Origin of the sequence: Veillonella sp. ACP1 (assembly GCF_000286635.1) — a bacterium.
Taxonomy (GTDB): Bacteria; Bacillota; Negativicutes; order Veillonellales; family Veillonellaceae; genus Veillonella; species Veillonella atypica.
Genome location: NZ_ALKL01000010.1, coordinates 112386 through 137650, shown reverse-complemented (window position 1 = coordinate 137650; position 25265 = coordinate 112386). Strand labels below are relative to the sequence as shown.

Annotated in this window: 21 protein-coding genes; 2 read left to right on the top strand and 19 right to left on the bottom strand. The window is 38.5% G+C overall.

Annotated elements, in window-relative coordinates; all coding sequences use genetic code 11:
- Window positions 1-30: 30 nt before the first annotated feature.
- Window positions 31-219 (top strand): 50S ribosomal protein L28, encoded by a 189-nt coding sequence (gene rpmB, locus HMPREF1151_RS03790; RefSeq protein ID WP_038141234.1) that lies wholly within the window; start codon window positions 31-33, stop codon window positions 217-219.
- Window positions 220-288: 69 nt separating this feature from the next.
- On the opposite strand, the gene HMPREF1151_RS03785 is transcribed toward rpmB, so the two are convergent.
- The 7 genes from HMPREF1151_RS03785 to tyrS all read right to left on the bottom strand — a co-directional run bounded on the left by HMPREF1151_RS03785 (window position 289) and on the right by tyrS (window position 8073).
- The gene (locus tag HMPREF1151_RS03785; RefSeq protein WP_005376265.1) at window positions 289-1278 is read right to left on the bottom strand and encodes a deoxyguanosinetriphosphate triphosphohydrolase; all 990 of its coding nucleotides are present in this window, start codon (window positions 1276-1278) and stop codon (window positions 289-291) included.
- A 67-nt stretch (window positions 1279-1345) separates the two neighbouring features.
- Window positions 1346-2167: a pyruvate, water dikinase regulatory protein gene (locus tag HMPREF1151_RS03780; protein ID WP_009661244.1), complete on the bottom strand. Its 822-nt coding sequence runs from the start codon at window positions 2165-2167 to the stop codon at window positions 1346-1348.
- Between the two features lie 3 nt (window positions 2168-2170).
- Window positions 2171-2818 carry a helix-turn-helix transcriptional regulator gene (locus tag HMPREF1151_RS03775; RefSeq protein ID WP_005379155.1) on the bottom strand — a complete coding sequence of 216 codons (648 nt, stop codon included), beginning with the start codon at window positions 2816-2818 and terminating at the stop codon, window positions 2171-2173.
- Between the two features lie 106 nt (window positions 2819-2924).
- Complete coding sequence (gene ppsA / locus HMPREF1151_RS03770) at window positions 2925-5306, bottom strand: phosphoenolpyruvate synthase (RefSeq protein WP_009661174.1); 2382 nt, start codon at window positions 5304-5306, stop codon at window positions 2925-2927.
- Between the two features lie 165 nt (window positions 5307-5471).
- Window positions 5472-6065 (bottom strand): hypothetical protein, encoded by a 594-nt coding sequence (locus HMPREF1151_RS03765; protein ID WP_009661217.1) that lies wholly within the window; start codon window positions 6063-6065, stop codon window positions 5472-5474.
- Between the two features lie 22 nt (window positions 6066-6087).
- Complete coding sequence (locus tag HMPREF1151_RS03760; protein WP_009661092.1) at window positions 6088-6696, bottom strand: hypothetical protein; 609 nt, start codon at window positions 6694-6696, stop codon at window positions 6088-6090.
- Window positions 6697-6864: 168 nt separating this feature from the next.
- Window positions 6865-8073: a tyrosine--tRNA ligase gene (gene tyrS / locus HMPREF1151_RS03755; protein WP_009661145.1), complete on the bottom strand. Its 1209-nt coding sequence runs from the start codon at window positions 8071-8073 to the stop codon at window positions 6865-6867.
- Between the two features lie 157 nt (window positions 8074-8230).
- On the opposite strand from tyrS, the gene HMPREF1151_RS03750 reads away from it, so the two are divergent.
- A complete protein-coding gene (locus HMPREF1151_RS03750) occupies window positions 8231-10318 on the top strand; it encodes a transglycosylase domain-containing protein (protein ID WP_005379154.1) in 2088 nt (695 codons plus the stop codon).
- A gap of 122 nt (window positions 10319-10440) precedes the next feature.
- Here HMPREF1151_RS03750 and HMPREF1151_RS03745 read toward each other — a convergent pair whose 3' ends face one another.
- The 12 genes from HMPREF1151_RS03745 to HMPREF1151_RS03690 form a co-directional block, all read right to left on the bottom strand.
- Complete coding sequence (locus HMPREF1151_RS03745; protein ID WP_009661320.1) at window positions 10441-12819, bottom strand: endonuclease MutS2; 2379 nt, start codon at window positions 12817-12819, stop codon at window positions 10441-10443.
- Window positions 12820-12833: 14 nt separating this feature from the next.
- The gene (locus tag HMPREF1151_RS03740) at window positions 12834-15281 is read right to left on the bottom strand and encodes a DUF3656 domain-containing protein (protein ID WP_009661184.1); all 2448 of its coding nucleotides are present in this window, start codon (window positions 15279-15281) and stop codon (window positions 12834-12836) included.
- A 79-nt stretch (window positions 15282-15360) separates the two neighbouring features.
- Complete coding sequence (gene pheT / locus HMPREF1151_RS03735) at window positions 15361-17886, bottom strand: phenylalanine--tRNA ligase subunit beta (RefSeq protein ID WP_009661122.1); 2526 nt, start codon at window positions 17884-17886, stop codon at window positions 15361-15363.
- Window positions 17887-17895: 9 nt separating this feature from the next.
- Entirely contained in the window at window positions 17896-18918 is a 1023-nt protein-coding gene (pheS, locus tag HMPREF1151_RS03730; RefSeq protein WP_005376209.1) for a phenylalanine--tRNA ligase subunit alpha, read from the bottom strand.
- Window positions 18919-18954: 36 nt separating this feature from the next.
- A complete protein-coding gene (locus HMPREF1151_RS03725; protein ID WP_005376322.1) occupies window positions 18955-19419 on the bottom strand; it encodes a PaaI family thioesterase in 465 nt (154 codons plus the stop codon).
- 128 nt (window positions 19420-19547) lie between these two features.
- On the bottom strand, window positions 19548-20759 hold the full coding sequence (locus HMPREF1151_RS03720; protein ID WP_005376250.1) for an ABC transporter permease: 1212 nt from the start codon (window positions 20757-20759) through the stop codon (window positions 19548-19550).
- The gene (locus HMPREF1151_RS03715) at window positions 20752-21474 is read right to left on the bottom strand and encodes an ABC transporter ATP-binding protein (RefSeq protein WP_009661135.1); all 723 of its coding nucleotides are present in this window, start codon (window positions 21472-21474) and stop codon (window positions 20752-20754) included. Before HMPREF1151_RS03715 ends, HMPREF1151_RS03720 begins: the two co-directional genes overlap by 8 nt.
- A gap of 13 nt (window positions 21475-21487) precedes the next feature.
- Window positions 21488-22570: an efflux RND transporter periplasmic adaptor subunit gene (locus HMPREF1151_RS03710; RefSeq protein WP_005376069.1), complete on the bottom strand. Its 1083-nt coding sequence runs from the start codon at window positions 22568-22570 to the stop codon at window positions 21488-21490.
- Between the two features lie 84 nt (window positions 22571-22654).
- A complete protein-coding gene (locus tag HMPREF1151_RS03705) occupies window positions 22655-23569 on the bottom strand; it encodes an ATP-dependent 6-phosphofructokinase (protein ID WP_009661267.1) in 915 nt (304 codons plus the stop codon).
- Entirely contained in the window at window positions 23526-24224 is a 699-nt protein-coding gene (locus HMPREF1151_RS03700; protein ID WP_005376271.1) for a shikimate kinase, read from the bottom strand. The genes HMPREF1151_RS03705 and HMPREF1151_RS03700 overlap by 44 nt, the downstream gene beginning before the upstream one ends.
- Before the next feature lie 116 nt (window positions 24225-24340).
- A complete protein-coding gene (locus HMPREF1151_RS09820) occupies window positions 24341-24733 on the bottom strand; it encodes a hypothetical protein (protein WP_009661078.1) in 393 nt (130 codons plus the stop codon).
- 10 nt (window positions 24734-24743) lie between these two features.
- Window positions 24744-25178 carry a hypothetical protein gene (locus HMPREF1151_RS03690; RefSeq protein WP_232198010.1) on the bottom strand — a complete coding sequence of 145 codons (435 nt, stop codon included), beginning with the start codon at window positions 25176-25178 and terminating at the stop codon, window positions 24744-24746.
- Window positions 25179-25265 lie beyond the last annotated feature (87 nt).

Below are 25265 nucleotides of genomic sequence, written 5' to 3'. Positions count from 1 at the left end.
TGTTATAGATTAAGCTTGGAGGTGGAAACTATGGCAAACCTTTGCGAAGTATGTGGCAAATCCACATCTAGCGGTATGAACGTGAGTCACTCTCACATTCGCACAAGAAAAACTTGGAAACCGAACATTCAAAGAGTACGGGCGGTTGTAGACGGTGCTACAAAAAAAATAAATGTATGCACACGCTGCCTTCGTTCTAATAAAATTACACGCGCGTAAAATAAATAGTACATGTACTCTTAAACAAAAAGACCGTTACCCAATGGTAACGGTCTTTTTGTCGCCCTATTACAGCGTAATATTTGGAATAAAGTAATCTTTAAATAATTTTATAGCATATTGATCTGTTAATCCTGCCACATAATCGACAATATCAACAGTGGAATACACACCATTTCGTTCTACATAGGTTTCTATATCACCGGGATGCTCCATAAAGTATGTAAATAAATTTTTTACTACATGAGCTGCCTTATTACGGTCAGGAATTAATGCAGGTGCTAAATATACATTTTTAAACATAAACTGTCTAAACACATTCATCGTGCTTTCAATATCAGCAGACATCTGAATCGCTGGCTTATCCAACGATTGTTCAACCATATCTTTCACCATGGCCGTAATCATACTAGACGGAGTATCGCCAAAATAAAATCGCACTTCTTCTGGTAAATCGTTAGCTTCTAACATACCAGCCCGTTGTGCATCATCATAATCGTGACACAAGTACGCAATGCGATCTACAATACGTATAATCTGCCCTTCTAATGTAGATGGTATGGTTGGTCCCGTATGACCTAAAATGCCATCTCGCACTTCTTTTGTAAGATTAAGGCCTTGTCTGTTACCATGTTTCTCTAATACTTCGACCATGCGCAAACTTTGTTCATTATGGTTAAAATGGCCCACCATATCGCGCAATGCATATTCTCCAACATGACCAAATGGGGTGTGCCCCACATCATGTCCCATCGCAATGGCTTCCACTAAATCTTCATTAAGTCTAAGAGCACGCGCAACAGTACGACCGATTTGCCCTACTTCAAGGGTATGCGTCATTCTTGTCCTATAATGGTCACCAGGTGCAATATATACTTGTGTCTTATGTTTTAAGCGACGAAAACACTTACTGTGTATAATTCTATCCCGATCCCGTTGAAATGCGGTACGTAGTGGATCTGGTTCTTCATCAATATCGCGCAATGCCATACTGCTTCTCGCCGCATAGGGAGATAAGATCATATCTTCTCGTTCTTCTATACGTTCTCTAATATTCATAGTACCTCTTTATCAAACATGTTAACAATATAATATTTAATAATAGGGAGGCTTGCGCCTCCCCTATTTATTTCCCGGCAGTCATACGGTTTTTATCTACTAATTGCATAACAAGAGATGCTGTTTCTTCAATGGATTTGTTAGAAACATCAAGCACTTGGCAATGTAGACGACGCATAATAGCTTTTGCATATTCTAATTCAGAATTAATGCGCTCAATAGAGGCATAATTAGCCTCATCTTCTAAGCCTATAGCACGCAAACGTTCACTGCGGATATTATTCAATTTATATGGGTCAATAATCAACCCTACAATTTTCTTAGGCGGAATCTTAAATAATTCCTCTGGCAATGGCACCTCAGGAACTAGTGGTAAGTTAGCCGCTTTAATTTTTTTATACGCTAAAAACATGGATAACGGCGTTTTACTTGTACGAGATACACCGATAATCACAACATCAGCCTTTTCGAAGCCTGATGGGTTTTTACCATCATCGTATTTAACTGCAAACTCAATAGCTTCTACCTTTTTAAAATACTCTTGGTCTAGCTTATGAACCATACCAGCTGTCATACGTGGCTTGGTAGATGCCACTGTACCTACAGCATCCAATACAGGGCCCATAATATCAACAGCAGGAATATTATTCTCTGCCGCTTTTTCGTGTAAATAGTTCCGCAATTCTAACGACACAATTGTATGGCAAATTACGTGATTACCATTTTTGGCATCTTCTATAATTTCATCAATTTGAGCCTTATCTTCAATATATGGGATGCGAACAATTTCAATTTGTTCCTTATCGTACTGACTTGCTGTTGCTCTCGCAACGGCCTCTGCAGTTTCGCCTAAGGAGTCAGATATCGCATAAATAATTTTTTCTGCCATTCTTTATACCTCTTGTGTACTACATTCTAAAAACGCCTTAGTCACAGTTGTTTTAGATACACGTCCTACCACCTTTAATCGTTTCTTAGGACTGTCTTGTGATTCATCGTCTTCTCTAACTATAACAGGTAAACAATCGACTTCATAGTCAATCATTTTTTGCGCCGCCACAGCTAACGAATCTGATGGTTCTACGGTGATAACTTTGCTAACGGGTGTCATAATCATTGAGATAGGCATTGTATGTGCATCGGTTTGACCTATGGAGGCACGCAATAAATCCTTGCGTGATACAACACCTTGTAAATAGGAACCTTCGCAAACCAAAATCGTACCCACGTCCTCTGTAAAAATAGTCACGATTGTATCATATAGATTGGTCTCTGGCGATACGATAACGGCTTGTGAAAGCACATCATGTACACTATAAGACCTTAAAATTTCAGCAGTTTGGTCCTTTGGCGACAAGCCAACATAGTAATATCCTACATTAGGTCTTGCTTCGAGAACACCAATCATGGTGAGCACGGCTAAATCCGAACGCAATGCAGATCGTGTCACATCCAAATGTTCCGCTATAGCACTTCCCGTAACAGGTCCTTTTTCACGTACAATATGGGCTATTGCTTCTTGTCGTTTTGAAAGTTTCACACCCGTCCCTCCTTTCACATATAAATATTATATCCTATGTATCATTTTAGAAAAAGAGGAGGCGCTCTCGCCTCCTCTTTACATCATCAAATAAAGTATATCTTTATTACCATTCAAGGTCTTCTACATCTTGACGACCACGACCTGTAAGTGCATCCATCATCATGCGTTGCTCGATTTGAGCCACCATTTTCTTAGTATTTTTAACCGCATCTGGATTAACAGAGATGGAATCAATACCACTCTTAACTAAGAATTCACAAAGTTCAGGGTAAACACTTGGTGCTTGGCCACAGATGGATACAGTTTTACCATCTTTATGAGCCACTTCGATAAGATGACGAATAGCTCTACGAACGGCTAAATTACGTTCATCATAAATGTGTTGGACTGTTTCATTATCGCGGTCACAACCTAGAACAAGCATTGTCAAATCGTTAGAACCAATGGAGTAACCATCTACGTATTTGTTGAATTGGTCAGCTAGGATAATATTTGCTGGAATTTCAGCCATGAGCCAGATTTTGAAATCTTTACCGCGTACAAGTCCTTCTTGAGCCATCAAGTTAGTTACAAGTTCAGCTTCTTCAACAGTACGGCAGAATGGAATCATAACTTGTAAATTTTTGAAACCAAATTCATTACGTACTTTTTTAATGGCTTCTAATTCTAATTTGAAAGCAGGTGTGTATTTAGGATCATAGTAACGGGAAGCACCACGCCAGCCAAGTAATGCACTGGATTCATGTGGTTCATATTTGTCGCCACCTTTAAGATCGCGGTATTCACTAGATTTAAAATCGCTTAAACGAACTACTACTTGACGAGGTGCTAGTGCTTGACACACTTTACGCATACCTTCAGCCAATGTATTAACAGCTACATCACTGCGACCTGTTTCAATAAGGTGTAATGGATGTTCATGAATGAAAGTAGTCCAAATGAACTCTTCACGCATCAAACCGATACCATCACAAGGCAATACACCGTATTTTTCAGCCAAGTCTGGATCGCCTAAATTCATGTAAATCTTAGTACCCGTTACAGGGATATATTCACTCGCTACAACAGCTTGTTCTTGTGGCGCAGCTGGTTTAACAACATCTTCTAATACGCCATCGTAAACAATACCATTAGTTGCATCAACAGTAATCATTTGGCCTTCTTTAATAGAAGTTGTAGCTTCATGGCTACGGCTCTTAGTACCAACGATACAAGGAATACCAAGTTCACGGCTAACGATGGACGCATGGCAAGTCATACCGCCAGCATCTGTAACGATAGCTTTGGCTTTTTTCATAGCTGGAACCCAGTCAGGTGCTGTCATAGCTGTAACAAGGATTTCGCCTTCTTTGAACTCATCAATATCTTCAGGATTAATGATAACATGTGCCTTACCAGCAGCTTTACCTGGAGATGCTGGTAAACCTTTAACTACGATTTCACGATCTGTAGTAGTTGCTACGCTTGTATCTGCAGTTTGTTCAGATTTATCTTTTCTGGACCATACTGTTTCTGGACGAGCTTGAAGAATCCAGATTTTACCATTTCTTTCATCTACGCCCCATTCCATATCCATGTAGCAACCATAATGTTTTTCAATAGCTTTAGCATATTCAGCTAATTCCAATACTTGTTCATCGGAAATAACTTGTTTATTAGCTTCATCAGCAGGTACGATTTCTTCTATGCAATCGCCATCAGCTTTACGTACAAGGCGAATATTTTTATCATTAATCATACGATCAGTGATAACCATTTTTTGTTTATCTACACGGAAGTTATCTGGTGTAACTGTACCTTGTACTACATATTCACCAAGGCCCCAAGAACCTTCGATTAAAATATTATTGTCATTACCTGTTACAAGGTCAACCGTAAACATAACGCCAGCAGCTTTAGAGAATACCATCATTTGAACAGCTGCACTCAATGCTACTGTCATATGGTCAAAGCCTTGTTTTACACGGTAATATGTTGCACGATCAGTAAATGTAGATGCATAACATTCTTTTACTTTTTCAATAATTGTATCGGCACCACGCACATTTAAATACGTATCTTGTTGACCAGCAAAACTAGCATCTGGTAAGTCTTCTGCAGTTGCACTAGAGCGAACAGCTACGAAAGGATCTTTTTCGCCAACCTTTTCACCTAGTTCTTCATAGGATTTGCGAATAGCTTCAGCCAATGCAGCAGGCATTTCTTCTTGGCAAATCATGCGGCGAATTTTTGTACAAACTTCACGAAGCAATGCAGAGTTTTCTACATCATCTAAATCATCTAACTCTTGACGAATACGATCTTCAAGGCCAGTTTCTTTCATAAATTCACGATACCCATATGCAGTTGTTGCAAAACCATAAGGTACAGGTACATTTGTAGAGGAAGTTAATTCACCTAAGGATGAGGATTTACCACCTACTAAATTTACGTCTTCACGTTTTAATTCATCAAACCATAATACATAAGCTGTTTCGCGATTCATGTGAGAACCTCCTGTTTGTAATTAGTGCAACACATTAAACCTTTTACATATAAATAGTATAACTTAATTTAAATTATGTCAATTTTTATGGGCATATTTTCAAATATATATCACCAAAACAAGAAGATGACCATATAAATTATAAACGGCCATCTCTAAAAACTACTATATGGATATAGTTATTTGCGTTGCATAGAATACATAACATATTAATGCAGTGCAAACGATTAATAAATACTTATTAATATTGGTTAAGCGATACAATATCATTAAGTATACTATCCAAGAATAGAAAATTAAAATATTGCCCAATAGACCGGCAATATTCCACATTATAAAACTCCAATTATCATCTAAGTAATTCAGACTCAAAAAATAAGACTGAAGATAAAATTTTATACTAGCAAATAAAAAGCAAAGCCCCATTGAATATATTGTCATTATTATAAAACGCTTTAATGATGTTGAATGCCACCATTTTAATAATAACCATAACAAGAATGCTAATATTATGGTTTTAAACATTATGTAAACATAATCTACAACAAAAACTATTATGTAATTAACATAAACTAGCTTATGATCAAGAATTGGTAAAATATGAAGAACATCAATACCAGCATTCCCCATAACGATTCGCAAGATAACCCAAGCCAGAGTATATAAACATATTGCACCGTTAAATGTAATACCTTGAATTATATCTAGTATCGTCTTTTTATTAGGATGTACTAATAATCTTATTGAATCTCGAAACATTAAATTCCTCTTTATTTAATAGTCAACTGAAAAAAGCTTCCAAAGGCTCGAAAATGATTGATATACCTACTAGCAATAACGATAAGAATATTGCTATGCCCCATTTGTTTAAATTAGTTAATCTGTATAAGAGTACAGTAAATAGAAAGTATACATAAATTTCAAATAGACCTACTAGAAAATGAACAAAATCATATATAGTTTTCCCCCAAAAAAGACTATCGATAGAAATCTTCTTAACCAAATTAAAAACTAAAATATTAGGAATAGTAACAAAAAAATTTAATGCAGATATTACTAGGGTTACCATGAAAACTTTTAAAAAGTCTACTTTAACCCAAATTCGCATAACAATCCAACATATAAATGCAATCAAAATAGAAAGAAATAATCGATAAGTAAAATCAATTAAATAGGATGATAAATTAAAACCAACAAATGTATCTAGATATGAAATATGAATACTTTGCCAAGCTTTAACATGAATTCCATTTATTAAATACAATCCACGCACTGTAATCCAACCGATACAAAATAATGTTAGTGCTGATTTTATTGTTTCATTTTTTATTAGATATGTGGCACCAGAAGATATAGGTTTAAATAGCAATAATTCTAACGATTTCTTCATGTATAATTTTTCTCCAATACTATACTCCACTTTATACTAAACAGCCTTTAATTATAAGTTTTTGGGGTTAAAAATATTAAAAATTATCTTCAGTTAAAACAATAGGGAGCTAATTATATTAGCTCCCCATTGTTTTTATATTAATATTATTGACTCAAAAAATATCAACTAATTAAATTTAATTTTTACAAATTTACGCTTACCTACTTGAACAATCATACCATCTTCAAGAACTAGGTTTTCTTCACCGTATTTTTCACCGTTTACTTTGAATGCACCAGCTTTAATGGAGCGGCGTGCTTCACCATTAGAAGCAGTCAAACCCGCATCCGTACAGAATTGTGGTACGAAAATAGCTTCGCTAGGTGTATCAATAGCATATTCAGGAATATCTGTTGGCAATGCATGTTGTTGGAATACGCGTTTAAATTCATCTTCCGCTTCTTGCGCTGATTGTTCACCATGATATAAACGAACGATAGTTTTTGCCAATTGCATTTTTACATCACGTGGGTGCAATGTGCCATTTTCTAAACGTTCTTCCATGTCGTCTTGATCTTCGATAGACATATCCGTAACGAGCATGAAGTAACGCATCATCAATTCATCAGGAATAGACATGGCTTTACCATACATATCTTTAGGTGCTTCATCGATACCGATGTAGTTACCCAAGGATTTACTCATCTTTTGAACGCCGTCAAGGCCTTCGAGCAATGGCATAGTAATAACTACTTGAGGCTCTTGTCCTGCCAATTCTTGCAAGTGACGCCCCATAAGTAAGTTGAAAGTTTGATCTGTACCACCAAATTCAACATCTGCATGCAATGCTACAGAGTCTTGACCTTGCATCAATGGATACATAAATTCATGTACACCAATAGGACGACCTTCTTTGTAACGTTTATCAAAGTCATCGCGCTCCATCATACGTGCTACTGTATAAGAACTTGCCAAGCGAAGTACATCAGCGAAGTTCATGGATTCAAGCCATTCACTATTATCGCGTACAATTGTTTTTTCAGGGTCTAATACCTTAAAGATTTGGGTCTTATAGGTTTCCGCATTTTTTAATACTTCTTCCTTAGTAAGTGGTGGGCGTGTTACGCTTTTACCAGTAGGGTCACCAATACGAGCCGTAAAACCGCCGATTACAATAACCACTTGATGGCCAAACTCTTGGAACAAGCGAAGCTTACGAAGTGGTACGGTATGACCTAAATGAATGTCAGGAGCCGTAGGATCGAGGCCCAATTTTACGATCAATGGTTTATTCTCTTTAATAGAACGTTCTATTTTTTTGACTAAGTCTTCTTCATTAATTATTCCAGATACGCCATGTGTAATTTGGCGCACTTGTTCTTGTGCTGTAATCATGGAAATCCTCCTACATAAAATCTGTTCTTTATAGTATACCATTATAAATAGGCTTTCACAATTATATATAGTGTTTGTTTTATGTCTTTTATGGTATACTATTTATAACTGCGTAATATATTTTACGTTATATTTACTTTAAAAAAGAGGTGACTCTATGGGTAATAACTCAAACATAAGAGCTCGTCGTAAACCAGCTCCTAACCCGAGCAATCCAAAGGCATCAACTAAAAAGACGATTTGGATGATTGTATTATTACTTGTTCTTATTGTAGCCGGTGGCGGTTGTGGTTTTATAAGCGCTACCATGTCTAATCTTCCAGATGTATCTAACGTACGACCATCTGCATCGTCTCAGATCTATGACGTACATGGCAATTTAATTACTACGGTTCACTCCACAGAGAATCGTTTGCCAGTCCCAATTAATGAAGTACCAAAAGAATTACAAGATGCTTTCGTAGCTACTGAAGACTCCCGTTTTTATAGCCATCACGGTATCGACCCTATCGGTATTTTACGTGCTATTTGGGTTAATGTTGTACATAGTGGTGTATCCGAAGGTGGTTCTACAATCACACAACAATTGGCTCGTAATGCATTTCTTTCCCAAGACAGAACTCTTAAACGTAAGATTTCCGAAGCTTTATTAGCACTTAAAATCGAACAGCACTATACCAAACAAGAAATTCTTGAAATGTATATGAACCAAATTTATTTTGGTCAAGGTGCTTATGGTGTTCAATCAGCAGCTCATGTTTACTTTGGTAAAGATGTACGCGATTTAACATTAGCTCAATGTGCTATGCTTGCTGGGTTACCTCAAAGTCCAAACTACTACTCCCCATTCAACAATTTAGAAGCCGGTAAAAAACGCCAGGCTGTTGTATTGGGCCAAATGGTCAAGTATGGTTATCTCACACAAGATAAAGCCGATGCAGCTCGCGAAGCAGATTTAGGTTTAGTTGCTAAGCAAGAGCAAACTCACGAAAACAACAATGCATCTTATTTTATCAATTATGTAATTGCTCAAATTTCTGAAAAATATGGTGATGATGCAATCTATAAAGATGGTCTTAAAATTTATACCACTCTCGATATGGATGCTCAAAATGCTGCAGTTGCAGCAATGCAAAATCTACCAACTATGTATACTGACCAAAATGGTCTACACCAACCACAAGGTGCTATTGTAGCAATGAATCCACATAACGGTTATATTGTTGCCATGGTCGGTGGTCGTGGAGATGATGCCTTTAACCGTGCATCACAAGCGGAACGTCAACCAGGCTCTGCTATGAAACCATTTGTTTACTTAGCTGCTATACAATCTGGTAAAACTCCAGGTTCCATTGTTGATGACAGCCCTGTTGATTTTAATGGATGGCGTCCTCAAAACTATGAACGAAACTATGAAGGCAATATTACTTACCGTTATGCATTACAACATTCTCGTAACGTACCAGCTGTAAAAATTGCTGATGAAGTGGGCATGTCTAAGATTATCGACTTAGCTAAAAAGATGGGTATTACTACCTTAACTGATGAAGATAACAACTTATCAACAGCACTCGGTGGTTTAACTCATGGTGTTTCACCATTAGAAATGGCAGAAGCCTATGGCGTACTGGCTAATGGTGGCGTCAAGGTTCAACCTACAGCAATCATAAAAATTGTGGATCGCAACGGACAAGTGGTGGAAGAAAATTCCATCCAAGAAAAACGCGTCGTTGAAGAAAAAGATGCGGCTATCATCACAGATATGTTAGAGTCTGTTATCACTGGTGGTACTGGTGGCAATGCTGCTATCGGTAGACCTGCAGCTGGTAAAACAGGCACAACAGATGATGAAAAAGATGCTTGGTTCGTTGGATATACACCTGATTTAGTTGCTGCGGTTTGGATAGGCGATGACTACGGATCTGAAACATTAGGTATTACCGGTGGTTCAACGCCGGCAGTAATGTGGAGACAATTTATGTCGGCCGCATTAGCTAATACCCCTGCTTCTGACTTTAATGTACCTGCTAGTGCTCAAGCGGCTGTCAGCGAGGGCCATTATAACCCAGTAAAAGAAGCTCCGAAAAAGGACGACAAAGACAAAAAAGATGACAAAGATAAAAAGGATGGTAAGGATAAGAATGATGCAATCTCAAAAGATGATGACTCATCATCCAAGGTAGAATCTACAGATTCCAAACCAAGTCAATCGAAGTCTAAAAAAGAGAAGAAAAAAGATCGCTAACCACTAGCGAAGCAACATACTAAGAGGCAAAACCACATGGTTTTGCCTCTTTTCTATCACAAAAAAAGAAGCAGACTCATAATTGTCTGCTTCTTATCTAGAACCATCGTAAGGATTGTATATTATTTTAACACTACATTTGTAGCACCTGCGCCACCTTCATCATAGCCAGCAGTTTCAAAATGTGCTACTTGTGGCAAGGTTCGTAAATACTGATGTACGCCTTCGCGCAATGCACCAGTCCCTTTACCATGAATGATACGAACTTGATTGATGCCGCCTAATAGGGCTTGATCAATAAATCGACCTACAGAAACAACAGCTTCATCTACGGTTTGACCGAGAATATTAATCTCTGTACGCACTTCTTTTTGACGTTGTACGGCAGAGCCACCTGCTTTCTTACGTGTTTTAGGTTGGGCCTTAAGATTATCTCGTTGAATCTTATTGGATTCTTCTCTCGTAGTAGATTGCAAGTCATTTACTTTCACAGTAGCAGATAAACCATTTATATCTACAGTCACGCGATTACCCTTAATGGATAAAACCGTGCCAAGTGAACGCAATGACGTAACATATACAACTTGACCAATAGCAACGGCATCTATAGTCAACTCTTTACGATTATCATCTATAGGGGCATCTGGTACGTGGACATTGGATATATCTTTACGGGCTGCATTGATGGCGGATTGACGCTTATCCTTATTCGTTTCAGAGAATTGAGCCTTTAACTGTTTAATGATGGCTTCCCCTTCTACGCGGAGACTACGTTTCATCGATTCCGCATCAGCTTGAGCCTTCGCTAACATCTGTTTGCGTTTTTCATTAAACTGTTTCTTTTCTCTTTCTAATTGACCGCGCATGCGACGTGTTTCATCTAATTCTTTTTTGAGTGCCCGTTCGCGTTCCGATGATTTACGTAATTGTTCATTCAAATCGGTTAGAACATTTTCCATTTCACTACTGCCAAATTTAGACTTGTAATCACGTGCACGATTGACAATATCCTTTGGTAGCCCTAAACGCGCTGCAATGCTCAATGCATGACTACTACCAGCTACGCCAATATGTAATCGATAGGTAGGCTTTAAGGTGCGCTCATCAAATTCAACATGACCATTTTCGATACCTGCCGTATGGTACGCATAATTCTTTAACTCATTATAGTGAGTACTAACCATCATGAGAGTTCCCTTTTGTCGGAAGAACTCAAGTATGGATACAGCTAAAGCACTACCTTCCTCCGGATCTGTGCCGGAGCCGAGTTCATCGAGTAGCACAAGATCATTAGGACCACAATGTTTAATAATAGAAATCACTTGTGTCATATGTGCAGAGAATGTAGACAAGCTAGCTTCAATGCTTTGTTCATCCCCAATGTCTGCAAAAATATTGTGAAAAATCGGCAATATAGAACCGTGATCAGCAGGGATGAATAAACCGCTTTGGTTCATAAGGGATAATAAGCCAAGTGTTTTTAATGACACCGTTTTACCACCCGTGTTAGAGCCAGTAATCAATAAAATTCGATAGTCCGTGCCCAAACGAATATCTGTAGGTACAACTGTATTGGCAGGAATCAACGGATGGCGAGCACGCATCAAATTGACGTCACGCCCTTCGCTCAATGTGGCTTGTACTGCCTTTTGAGCTATAGCGAGTTTTGCTTTACCATAGACAAATTCAATATGAGATACCTTTTCACAGGCATCCATCAGATCATTACTATGTTGTTTGATAAGGGCTGAAAGTTCCTTATAAATGCGTAATACCTCTTGCTCCTCACCAATTAAAGCTTCTTGCAAATCATTGTTTAGCTGTACAAGTCGCATCGGTTCAATATATAAAGTTTGCCCTGTTGCAGATCGATCGTGAATTAAACCATCAAAATATTGGCGATATTCTTGCTTAACAGGAATTACATAACGATTGTTGCGTTGCGTAATAATCGCTTCTTGGAAATATTTCTGATTATCCTTGTCATGCAATATGGCTTGAATATCGTGTTTAATACGATCTCGCGTCTTACTAATCGTATTCCGTAGGCTCGCCAATTTAGGAGATGCTGTATCGAGCAGTTCCCCTTTTTCATCAAATACACGTTTTAACCGTTGTTCCACACGGTCCATATTCGGCATGTCTTGCATCCATAAAGACAATAATGGGTATTCCATATACTTCGCTCTAAAGAACTTCGCCATACGTTTATAGGCACCTATGGTTATATAGACATCCCATATGGCTTCTCGTGAAAGCACAAAATCCTTACGACTCTTTTTACAAGATTCACGTATATCTCGAGTCCCCCCTAAAGGTTGCTCGATTTCTGTTTGCCAAGAGCGCAGTGCTTCTGCTGTTTCATCTAAAGCCTCTTGAATCTTTTCTCGATTCGTCATAGGTTCCAATGCTAAAGCCATTTCTTTAGCAATAATAGAGCTACAATGACTAGCCAACTCTTCTTTAATTTTTATAAAATCTAATACATCTTCATTAAACAATGTACTACCTCGTTCTATAAAATACCTCTAAAATAATGTCCCCGTGTAATAGATTCGCCCTGGGAATCTATTTTCTTAGGTGGTGCCTCCATCGTACCCTTTGCTATGCCAACATATTGGGATACAATATCTTTCACATAACTTGGTTTCATATGACGACCATCTACGCGTAATATGGAAATTCCTTTTTGTAATAACATAGGTACATAGGCTCGCATATCCATTTCATGACTATTCATGATGTGCATACGACAGTATGGATCCGTACGAATTGGGAATATTTCACCTTTTCTATCCTTTAACGAATACGATTCCTTAACACATGGCATAGGACAATTTACTTTACTACCTGTGCCAACAAAACTTGCAATAGCACAATATTCGGAAATCATCATTTCCGTATAGCCATGTATCATCGTCTCAATAGGAACGTGGCTATGTTTAGCTAGTTCCGTAATTTGTTTTAAGGTCAACTCTTGCGATGGATTTACACAACTCATATGTAACTGTTCCCAGAAATGCAATGTAGGTGTATTGAAAATATTAAGGCCTGTATCAGCCTCAATGGCACCTGTATATCCTAATTCACGGAGCCATAATAATGCTTGTGGCACGTGAATGGAAATACTATCTGGATGAGCCTGTACGATTGCCTCTAATGTATGTTTATATGCTTCTACTTCATCATCTTTCACAACTCGTGGTGTAGCAAAGGTGCAAATCACATCAGATTGAGCACATAAACGGGCTACCTCATCATATACAGATAACGCATATGGTGTACGACTCAGTCTATCACCACCAAAAACGATTTTCTGTGCTCCACCAGAAATTGCTGCTTTCACACCATCTATTTCATCGACACGAGCTGAAATCATAGGACAAGTATCATAGGATAACTCGTGTTGCGCCTTGAAATCATAATCTACATCGCCTGTTACTTGCAATGCTTGCCATGATTCTACATGATGTGTAATTAACGCTGTTTCTAATGCAGTTACGGCATCACGACGTAGTGCATTAAGAACGCTAGCAGGCCACATATAAGGGCCATCAGGAATATCTACATAAGAAAGCCTAAATAACGTATTACCCAACCGACCTAACTGTTCTGTTACCTTCTCTAACGATGTGGGCACTTTATTAGCAATAGCTGGCACATACTCATTTGTAACAGTCACACTAAGGCCAGAGTCTAGGATGGCAGTTAATTCAGTATTATTTGTTTCACCATTAGAACCAACACTGAGATATACAGACATATCATATTTACGGGTAAACTCTTGTAAGCCTCGTGACTTTGTATTCTTTGGTGTAGATGCTAAATATAATTGACCTACTGCTAAGCCCTCTACAGGTCGCCCTTTATACAGCGTATCGGATACACATGTCCATTCATCATCTACCGTATAATAGGTAACACTGCCATTAGATTGTAATATTTTAACTAATGAACCTTGTTCAATAGGTTCTGTTAAGGATAAGTAGACTTCCCCTTTTTTCGTATACGATTCGCCGATTGGCTTACCCTGGTGATTTGGCGCCACTACGGTCATCATTTGTCGACCTACCGTATCTTCTAAATAGGCTGTGGAAAATCCACGATTAAATCCAGAGGCTAGGGCTTTACGTTGATTTTCGTGAATTGATGCCTCATCCAATATCTCTCTATAAGTACCTATCACTTGACGAACATAGGATACCTTTTTCATACGACCTTCTACCTTAAAGGATGTAACACCAGCCGCTACGAGTTCGTTCATATGCTCACTATAATTGAGGTCCTTTGGACTTAGCAAATAAGCTTCATGTTTAGGTAACACACTTTCACCCTTAGAATCCAATAATTCATAAGGTAAGCGACAAGGTTGTGCACAAGCACCTCGGTTACCACTGCGTCCACCGATGAAAGAACTCATCAAACATTGACCTGAGTAGCACACACATAATGCACCATGTACAAATACTTCAATTTCTGCTTTACAATGTTTGCATATATGTTGAATTTCCTTAAGACTTAATTCACGAGCCAAAACAACACGTGTAAAGCCTAGGCTTTCATAAAAACGAACCGCATCAAGTGTAGCAGCCGTCATTTGTGTACTCCCATGAAGATGGATGTTTGGTGCAACACGTTTTGCAATTTCTGCAACAGCTAAGTCCTGCACGATGATGGCATCTACACCAATGGAATCTAAATCCTTAATATACTGTTCAAGGTCCTTTAGTTCCGTATCGCCAATCAAAATATTAACGGTTACATACACAGACACATCTAAAATATGTGCTAACCGTACAGCCTCACGCAATTCATCAATACCAAAATTGGCTGCATGAGCCCGTGCGTTAAAGACCTTGCCCCCTAAATATATAGCATCTGCCCCCGATTCTAAGGCGGCCATAAAATTTTCCATCGTACCCGCTGGTGCTAATAATTCCATAATAAATCCTTTCTGACTCATTACCTATACCTTCTATTATACAACAGGGGATAGATAGACATAAAAGGGTTTACCATAAGGTAAACCCTTTCACGATGATTTATCGTAATTTACAATTTTTAGTTGCTAATGCATCAATAATCGCTTGAATTGCACCATCAATGTCTTCATCATTTAATGTGCCTTCCATCGATCTAAATTGTAAGTTATAAGCTAAGCTACGATAGCCTGCTTCAATATGTTCCCCTTCGTAAACGTCGAAGATAGATACGGATTCTAAGTATTCTCCGCCATGTTCCTTAATAAGCGCTACAATGTCACCACTTGTAACGGATACTGGTGCTACAATAGCCAAGTCACGACTTGTACCTGGGAATTTACTGAATGATTGATATCTAAATGGTGGTACTGTAATGGATAATACAGCTTCCAAGTCGATTTCAAACATATACACTTTACCAGACAAATCGAAGTTTTTAACCACTTGTGGATGTAATTCACCAAATTGAGCAATTTTCACACCATTAACCAAATAATATGCACTCACTCCTGGATGATAATATGCTTCTAAAATTGGTTTGAAACTACATTTCCGATTTAATACTTCTTCATATTGATTTTTGCGAATGTTATACTGATCAATAATATTTCTAGATGGTTGAATATCATATTGAGTCAATCCTAATTTAGCTAGTAAACCGTCAACTACACCTTTTACATCATAGAAATCAGTGTCGCGTTGCGCTTGGTTCCATGCGGCCTCTGTAACCTTACCCATCATAATACCACAGGCCATAGGGCGTTCATGCGGTACTTCTGTTAATGGCAATGCCTTTGGTTCATACACATTAGCGGTTTCAAATAACCACAAATCCTTATTTTGTTGAGCAATATTGCGTTTAGCAGCTTCAATAACAGCTGGCACCAACGTAGTTCTCATATATGGGAACTCTTCAGAAATAGGATTTAAGATTGGAATTGCCGTATAACGATTATCACCTTCTGGTAACATCATATTCGTAAGGCCATCTTTGTGCATGAAACTAAATGTAATGATTTGGCTAAGACCTGCATGTGCTAAGTAATGTGTTACGTCTTTTGTTAACGATTTCTTAGGTGTCATACCGCCGGAGGATAGTATCGCTACAGGGATTGTAGGCGCAATATTATCATAGCTTACGATACGCGCAATTTCTTCCGCAATATCAGGCATACCAGTTACATCATCACGCCATGTCGGAACGAGTGCTTCAATGGTATCGCCAGATTCTGTAATGCCGAATTCGAGCTTCGTTAAAATATCTACCATTCTATCTTTTTCAATAGATGTGCCAAGATAGTCATTGATTTGTTCTGCAGTGAAAGTTACAGTACGTTGTTCTACTGGTTCTGGATATACATCAATAACGCCAACACTCACCTTACAAGAAGGACAGATTTGTTGTAACAATTGTGCAGCACGGTCGATAGCATATGCTGTATATTTATGGTTTACACCGCGTTCAAAACGACCAGATGCTTCGGAACGCATACCTAATGCTTTGGATGTACGACGAATAGATGGTCCATTAAATACAGCAGCTTCGAACAAGACGTTTGTAGTTTTATCTGTTACTTCACTAGTAAGACCACCCATAACGCCTGCTACGCCGATTGGGCCCTTTGTATCTGCAATGATAAGCATGGACTCATTGAGTTCACGTTCATTACCGTCTAGGGTAGTAAGTGTTTCACCGGCTTTTGCACGACGTGCAATAAGGGTATGGTCCGCTACACAATCATAATCATAAGCATGCATTGGTTGACCTAATTCAAGCATAACGTAGTTTGTTACGTCCACTACATTGTTAATAGGGCGAATACCGCTGTTACGCAAACGATTTTGCATCCACAATGGAGATGGTTCGATGGTAACATTCGTAACAAGACGGGATGTAAATCGCGTGCAAAGATCATGTGCTTCGATAGCTACAGATGCTTTACCTTCGATAGACTCACCATTTTCATTCACCATAATAACTGGGAATAAAGCTTTTTGATTTGTCATGATACCGAATTCACGGGACAAACCTACCATAGAGAAGCAGTCTGCACGATTAGCTGTTAATTCAAATTCATATACAGTATCATCAAGCATAAGTGCTTCTTTAATATCTAAACCAATCGGTGTACCTTCAGGGAAAATATAGATGCCTTGTGATTCTTCTGGTCTTACCAAATCAGAGGAAATACCGAATTCAGCAACGGAGCAGAACATGCCTTCTGATACAACACCACGTAATTTACCTTTTTTGATTTCTGTACCATCTGCCAAACGAGATTTATGATACGCAACTGGTACGATTTGACCAACAGCCACATTCGTAGCAGCGGTAACGATTTGCTTAGTAACTTCTTCCCCATCTTCAGATAAGCATTGTACTTGGCATACTTGTAATTTATCTGCATCTGGGTGTTTTGTAATTTCTACGATTTTACCAGTATAGATTTTTTTCAAACCTGGATCCATAGAAAGTACTTCTTCTACAGGAATACCTGCTTGTGTCAATTCATCCGCTAATTCTTGGGCAGGACGATTTAGATCAAGAGGTACGTATTCATTCATCCATTGTAAGCTTGCTTTCATTTCTACCTCCTAAAACTGTTCCAAGAAACGGATATCATCTTCAAAGAATAGACGTAAATCGCCAATACCGTATAACAACATAGCAATACGTTCTACGCCCATACCAAAGGCAAAGCCTTTCACCTTATTAGGATCATAGCCATTGAGCTCAAGCACACGAGGATGTACCATACCACAACCAAGAATTTCTAACCAACCTGTATGAGAGCATACGCGGCAGCCTTCGCCACCACACATTACACAGGAGATATCTACCTCTGCAGAAGGTTCTGTGAATGGGAAAAAGCTTGTACGGAAACGTACCTTAGTTTCATCGCCAAACATATGACGTAAGAATGTTTCAATGGTACCTTTCAAATCGGCAAAAGTGATGTGTTCATCAATAATCAAGCCTTCTACTTGATGGAACACAGGTGAATGCGTAGCATCATAGTCCCAACGATATACCTTACCAGGCGCAATCATGCGAATTGGACTATTAGGTTCATGACGCTGCATGGTACGTGCTTGTACAGGAGATGTATGAGTTCTAAGCAAGAAATTTTCTGTAATATAGAAAGAGTCTTGCATATCGCGTGCAGGATGATCTTTTGGTAGATTAAGACATTCGAAATTGTAATAGTCTTGTTCCACTTCAGGACCTTCTTCTACGGTGTAGCCCATTTTCATAAAGAAATCTTCAATCATTTCATTAACAGTAGTCAAAGGATGAATATGACCTGTTTTTGGAGCTCTACCAGGTAGAGTGATATCGATTTTTTCCTCTTCCAAGCGAGCGTTCATAGCTGCTGTTTCCATAGAGGACTTGATTTTATCGAGTTCTGCTTCTAATGCTTCTCGTACAGCATTCACAAGAGCACCCATCTTAGGGCGTTCCTCTGGGGATAGTTTACCCAAGCCTTTTAATAAAGCTGTTACTTCACCTTTTTTGCCTAAAAATTTTACGCGTACGTCTTGCAACGCTTGTTGATCAGTGGCAGCTTTGATAGCTGTTAACGCTACCTCTTTTATGCGTTGTAATTCTTGTTCCATACAACAGTCCTCCTAAATTTCAAAGTTCATCCCTCATTATATCAAATTTGGGTCATCTTCTTCAATGAATCGCCAAGGTAAATCAGGCAAAGGACGCTCTTCTAATACAAAAAAGGTTCCTCTTGCAAGATGAACAAGTTCACCTAGTTCATTGTAAATACGTGCCGTAGCCACCATAGTAGTTCGCCCATTATGTTCTACATTTGCTACACCACGCAACATAGTTCCACCTTTAACAGCTTTCACATAATTACCACTAATATCGATGGTATTTACCGATTTTCCTAAGGTAAAGCATGCAGAACCCATCACACTATCAGCAAAGCCGATACAAACGGCACCATGTAAATTACCTCTAAAATTACAATATTCTGTTTCATTGGTTTGCAAGGTCATTTCTGCATGACCAGGTTCTACTACGGTAACCTCTGAATCTTTCACCCAAGAAAAAGGATTCTGTGTACGTAATTCATTAAAATATTCCAATAATGTTGTTGCCATAATTTCCTCACTAAATTAAAAATAGTGCGTTACATCATACTTAATTGTATCATGCAACGCACTGTATGCGAATATGTCTATTACATTATATAAATGTGAGATTGCCCAAATATCCGCATCTACCAATACTATTCATAGTGTAACGCATCAATTGGATTTAATTTAGCCGCTTTTCGCGCAGGATAAATGCCAAAAACCAAACCGATAGCCATGGAGAATGCAAAGGATAACACGATAGTAGGTACCGAAATAACTGTACTCATACCAGATGCCAATCCTATCAGTTTTGACGCACCTATACCGAGGGCAATGCCTATGAGACCGCCCATAAGACTGATTACAACAGCTTCGATTAAGAATTGTGTAACAATGACAAAGTATGTAGCACCTAAGGCCTTACGAATACCAATTTCACGAGTCCGTTCGGTAACGGAAACGAGCATGATATTCATAATCCCAATGCCGCCTACAACAAGAGAAATAGCAGCTACAGCACCTAAGAACAAGGTCAAGGTTCCTGTGGTTTGCTCCATCGTTTCCATAATCGATTTCATATTCTGAATGTTGAAGTCATCAAGGTTTGTATCCTTAATGCTATGACGAACGCGCAATAGATTTTCTATATCCGATTGTAAACGGTCAATACCATTATCGTCACTAGCAACGACGTAGACCATACGAAGATAGTCAACACCTTCTACACGTTCCATAGCCGTTGTATAGGGAATAAAAATGACATCATCTTGGTCATTCCCCATAGTACCATTCCCTTTACTGTTAAGAACACCGATAACTCGGAACGGAATATTTTTAACACGAATTTCCTTACCCACTGGGTCCTCACCAGCAAATAAGTTCTTAACTACGGTTTGTCCCACAACAGCTACGCGTTCACGATTTTCTACATTCTTGCTAGATATAAATCGACCTTCAGCCATGGTCCAATTATTTACATCTTGAAAGTTACTACTTACACCACTAACAGTAGTAGTCCAGTTCTTACTTTGGTATATAGTTACATAAGAATTAGCTGTATATGGACTTGCTGCCTTGACGCCATCTAATTTGCTAATAGCTTGATAATCAGAAACCTTCAAGGATTTCATTGACCCTTGCGATGGACGCACACCCGGTGTACGTGGAGCACCAGGCATAACCATCAATAGATTGGAACCTAAACTAGAAATGGAGTTCTGAATATCCTGCTTTACACCATTCCCAATTGACACAAGGGCAATAACAGCAGCTACACCAATAATAATACCTAGCATCGTTAAAATGGATCTCATTTTATTGGCAATCAACGATGCCCAGGCCATTAAGAAACTTTCTTTATACATGTGTCACCTCCTGAACAGGAGTCATATTTAAGTTCTTCTTGTCTTCTACAATTAATCCATCCCGTAACACTACATTGCGACTTGCATAGGTTGCAATTTCAGGTTCATGAGTAACAAGAATTATGGTACGACCTTCATCATAAAGGCCTCTAAAGATGTTCATAACATCAATCGTCGATTTCGAATCCAAATTCCCTGTCGGTTCATCGGCCATGATGATAGCAGGGTCATTGGCCAATGCACGAGCAATCGCCACACGTTGACGTTGACCACCAGATAGTTCTGCCGGTAAGTGATCCATACGGTCACCCAAGCCTACAGATGTAAGCAAAGCCTCTGCACGAGCAGTACGTGTTTTTTTATCGATGCCTGCATACACCATGGGCAAGGCCACATTTTCAATAGCCGTTAATTTCGTTAATAGATTAAAGCTTTGAAATACAAAGCCAATTTCTTTGTTACGTACGTACGCTAACTCATCATCACTGAGATTAGCTACTTCATTACCATTCAAGCGATAGGATCCCGATGTAGGTCTATCTAAGCAACCTAAAATGTTCATAAAGGTAGACTTACCTGAACCAGAAGGCCCCATGATAGACACGAAATCTCCTTTTTGCACCTGTAAATCTATACCATGTAGAACGGGAACCGTTAACTTACCATTTACATAGGTCTTTGTTATACCTTGAATATCAATAACTGACTGATTCATAGTTCACCTACGCTTAAAATGGTCCATGAGAGTTATTCTTAGGGCTCGTTACATCACCACTAACAATAATTTCATCACCTTCAGAAACGCCACTTAAGATTTGAACGTTTGTATCACCCGTTACACCTGTAGATACAGCAGTTCTAACAGGTTGACCATCTTTGATGACATATACATATTCACCTTGTTTATCAGTACGTACCGCTGTTAATGGTACAACAAGGGTATTCTTAATATCATCGCCAAAAATTGTGGCACGTGCGGTCATAGATGGCAAGAAATTCGAGGAAATATCGGCTGGAATCGATACTTTCACAGTATAGTACACTACGCTATTACTTGTAACACCCATATTCCCTTTAGTGCCCTTTGCAATTTCAGATACATAGCCTGTGAAAGTTTGACCTGGTTTAGAATCAACTGTAAACTCTACCTTAGATCCATTTTTTACATTGCCAATATCAGTTTCATCAACTGTCAAATAAATTTCTAAATCAGACAAATCTGCAATAGTCGCAATGATCATCTGTGTCGAAATACCGGTACTAATCGTTTGGCCTGCCTTAAGAGGTGTCCCTACTACGGTACCCGACATAGGTGCAGTAATAGTAGCATCACTTAAGTCAGCAGATACTCTATCATATGTAGATTGAGCTTGTTCATATGCGGTCACAGCATCATCATAAGTTTGCGCTGCTACGGCATTTTGATCGATTAGCGCTTTATAACGATTCATATCTAAGCGTGCTTTATCAAGAGCAGCCTTTGCATTATCGACCTGAGCTTGTAATTGTCGTGTATCAATATAGGCGATAATTTGACCTTGCGTAACATGATCATTTTCCTTGACCAATACCTTTTCAAGTTTACCCGCTACATTAGTAGATACGTCCACATAATTAACAGGATTAATGGTACCCGTAGCACTAATACTAGTCTTTACATCGCCCTTTTCAACCCTACCTGTGGTATATTTCTGCTGGGTCTGTGCACTATCATTTGTATGAACATAATAATAGCCACCACCACCTAATAAACAGATAGCAATAACACCACCAATAATACGTTTACGGTGCTTCTGAAATAATTCTTTCATATATACTCCTTAATAAATGAGTCATTCCATTTTCTTGCATTACATTGTACTAAAAAATTATCGTTTATACAATATAATTTTACATTAATGACTCAATATAGAGATTAATTCATACTGACTTTTATCAATGCCAAACTTCATTGTTTTAGCGTTTTCATAGGGTATAGCTCGAATCTGACCATCAACATACCCAGTAATACAATTATGCTCTCCACGTACTAAGCAATCCACTGCCAATTCACTCATACGAGCAGCTAAAATGGCATCTAATGCGGATGGTGCACCGCCGCGTTGTAAATAGCCTAGAACTGTTAAACTCGGATCAAAGTATGTATGTTGTTTAATATACTCTTTAACCTCACCACTAGAGTAGGCCCCTTCAGCAACGAGTATAATACTATATTCTTTACCTAACTGATGAGTCTTATTAATATGTTCACATACCTCATCTAATGGCATTGGGTATTCAGGTACTAATACAAGCTCTGCACCACTCGCCAACCCAGCTTGTAATGCAATGTGTCCCGCATGACGCCCCATAACTTCGATTATAGCCACTCGTTCATGAGAGTTTGATGTATCGCGAATACGTCCTACCGCATCAACTACAGTATTAAGTGCGGTGTCAAAACCAATCGTATATTGAGTGCCATTCATATCGTTATCTATGGTACAAGGAATGGTTATAGTAGATTGACCGAGCCGCATCAGAGCCTCTGCACCAGCTTGTGATCCATCACCGCCAATAACGATTAAATGATCGATACCAAAATCTTGTAATATTCGATAGGCTCGTTGCTGCACATCTAAATTTTTAAACTCTGGATAGCGAGCCGTTCTAAGAATTGTACCGCCAGTGGTAATAATACCGCCCACATCACGAGCGTGTAAAGGCCTTATTTCACTATTAATAATGCCCTCAAATCCTCGTTCTATACCATATACGCTAAGGCCCTCATGGATTGCTTTTCTTGTGATGGCGCGAATGGCTGCGTTCATTCCTGGTGCGTCTCCGCCGCTTGTTAGTAATGCTATTTTTTTCATGTCTATTTCCCTTCTGCTGCTTTGGTTCAGCTTGTATGTCTTTAGACACAATTTCAGTTGTTTTGGGTTGTCTTCGCGCCTTAAATTGAACACCTATAGCATCCAATTGACGCTCAATTGCTTTCATAAAATCATAGGTACGTCCATTAGTCGTATCCAATACATAATCACACTGTTTATATACTGGCTTCCATGCCTGAATCATATTATGAACAAAGGCAGAAACATTGGTATAATCCATCGTTGGCCGTTTGCCCACACGACGATTGACGCGGCTTACAATTCGGTATTGTGCCGCTCGTATACCTATAATAAAAGAAAATTTCTTAAGCGATCTAAGCGTTCTATGCTCTATAGGAAAATTTCCACCTACACTAATAACCGCCTCGTGATATAGGGAAACTTTTTTTAGAACCTCTAATTCAGCACGACGAAATGCTTTTTCGCCAATCTTTTTATAAATTTCTGCAATGGGCAACCCAAAACGACCTTCCAATACTCGATCGGTATCCACGAATTGCCATCCTTTTAAATCTGCTAGATTACGTCCAAAATGGCTTTTTCCACTTCCCATGGACCCAATGAGAATAATATTTCGTTTTACTATCATGTTACTATTGCCCCTTATTCTTACGTTAAAATTTATTTTACTATAAAATTGGCATAAAAACAAAAATGAACATACAATAATGAGAATTATTACTCATTATTGTATGTTCATTTTCTTTACATCACTAATGGTGTAACCTTGCATGTAAAGAATATACTATCTCCTTTTGTATCAATAGAAATAATATGTATATGACAATACTTTATCTTCTGTTGCACCATATTATACCAAGATAAAAAGGACTGACTGGTTCCAACCAGAGTAAGATCTAATACATCATCATGATGAGAACTACGCGTTATAATTAAAGGTTCTCTATTTATACTTTGATATATATCATCTACCCAATATTCATGCAGCAATAAGGATGAAATCAACTCATATGTATGAGAAGATAAAAACTGCTGTTTTACTGTAGTTTCCAATTGGTAATATTCAATGTTCTCTACCACTGCTTCGCATTGCTCTGTATAGTATCTATATATCCATAATGAAGAAAAAGCAATCATAATGCTTATACTACACGCTAGGAATATCCTCCTTAGGTTTGGTGTCATGCTGTTTTGTATGTCCATCCAAATGGAATGAACAAGGTCCATCTGCTTTTTCCACTTGTTGTTTCCCATCACAAATCACCTGTTTCATATGAGCTTGAATATATTGAACATACGAATGATACGCTTCATCATTTGTTGCATCACCATCAACAGTAAATCCTCCATCAGAAAATTCTATATGTCGTAACGTAATAGTTCCTCTTGTTGACATAGCTCCATCCAATAATGTAACAAGACAATATTGATTGTCTAATTGTGCGCCATGTTGTAATAACCGCGACATGGTATCCTCCATAGCATGATATTGATCCCGTATTTGCTTGGATTGTTCATCCATCTGTATTTGTTCGTACTTCGCTACCTGTTCAGTATAAGTTTTATAAGAATAGACCCCCATACCAAGACAAAAAGCACTGAGTAATATAATCACTCCTGCAGTAGCGTATATATACAACTTATATTTACATAGCCAAATATACCATCG

Coding starts and splice junctions, on each gene's coding strand:
- HMPREF1151_RS03740 (WP_009661184.1), bottom strand. CDS start 15,281: ATGAGTCAGAAAGGATTTATTATGGAATTATTAGCACCAGCGGGTACG.
- pheS (WP_005376209.1), bottom strand. CDS start 18,918: ATGGAACAAGAATTACAACGCATAAAAGAGGTAGCGTTAACAGCTATC.
- HMPREF1151_RS03765 (WP_009661217.1), bottom strand. CDS start 6,065: ATGTTTCGAGATTCAATAAGATTATTAGTACATCCTAATAAAAAGACG.
- HMPREF1151_RS03760 (WP_009661092.1), bottom strand. CDS start 6,696: ATGAAGAAATCGTTAGAATTATTGCTATTTAAACCTATATCTTCTGGT.
- HMPREF1151_RS03705 (WP_009661267.1), bottom strand. CDS start 23,569: ATGAACGCAGCCATTCGCGCCATCACAAGAAAAGCAATCCATGAGGGC.
- rpmB (WP_038141234.1), top strand. CDS start 31: ATGGCAAACCTTTGCGAAGTATGTGGCAAATCCACATCTAGCGGTATG.
- HMPREF1151_RS03700 (WP_005376271.1), bottom strand. CDS start 24,224: ATGATAGTAAAACGAAATATTATTCTCATTGGGTCCATGGGAAGTGGA.
- HMPREF1151_RS03720 (WP_005376250.1), bottom strand. CDS start 20,759: ATGTATAAAGAAAGTTTCTTAATGGCCTGGGCATCGTTGATTGCCAAT.
- tyrS (WP_009661145.1), bottom strand. CDS start 8,073: ATGATTACAGCACAAGAACAAGTGCGCCAAATTACACATGGCGTATCT.
- ppsA (WP_009661174.1), bottom strand. CDS start 5,306: ATGAATCGCGAAACAGCTTATGTATTATGGTTTGATGAATTAAAACGT.
- HMPREF1151_RS03785 (WP_005376265.1), bottom strand. CDS start 1,278: ATGAATATTAGAGAACGTATAGAAGAACGAGAAGATATGATCTTATCT.
- HMPREF1151_RS09820 (WP_009661078.1), bottom strand. CDS start 24,733: ATGATTGCTTTTTCTTCATTATGGATATATAGATACTATACAGAGCAA.
- HMPREF1151_RS03780 (WP_009661244.1), bottom strand. CDS start 2,167: ATGGCAGAAAAAATTATTTATGCGATATCTGACTCCTTAGGCGAAACT.
- HMPREF1151_RS03715 (WP_009661135.1), bottom strand. CDS start 21,474: ATGAATCAGTCAGTTATTGATATTCAAGGTATAACAAAGACCTATGTA.
- HMPREF1151_RS03725 (WP_005376322.1), bottom strand. CDS start 19,419: ATGGCAACAACATTATTGGAATATTTTAATGAATTACGTACACAGAAT.
- HMPREF1151_RS03750 (WP_005379154.1), top strand. CDS start 8,231: ATGGGTAATAACTCAAACATAAGAGCTCGTCGTAAACCAGCTCCTAAC.
- HMPREF1151_RS03710 (WP_005376069.1), bottom strand. CDS start 22,570: ATGAAAGAATTATTTCAGAAGCACCGTAAACGTATTATTGGTGGTGTT.
- pheT (WP_009661122.1), bottom strand. CDS start 17,886: ATGAAAGCAAGCTTACAATGGATGAATGAATACGTACCTCTTGATCTA.
- HMPREF1151_RS03690 (WP_232198010.1), bottom strand. CDS start 25,178: ATGGGGGTCTATTCTTATAAAACTTATACTGAACAGGTAGCGAAGTAC.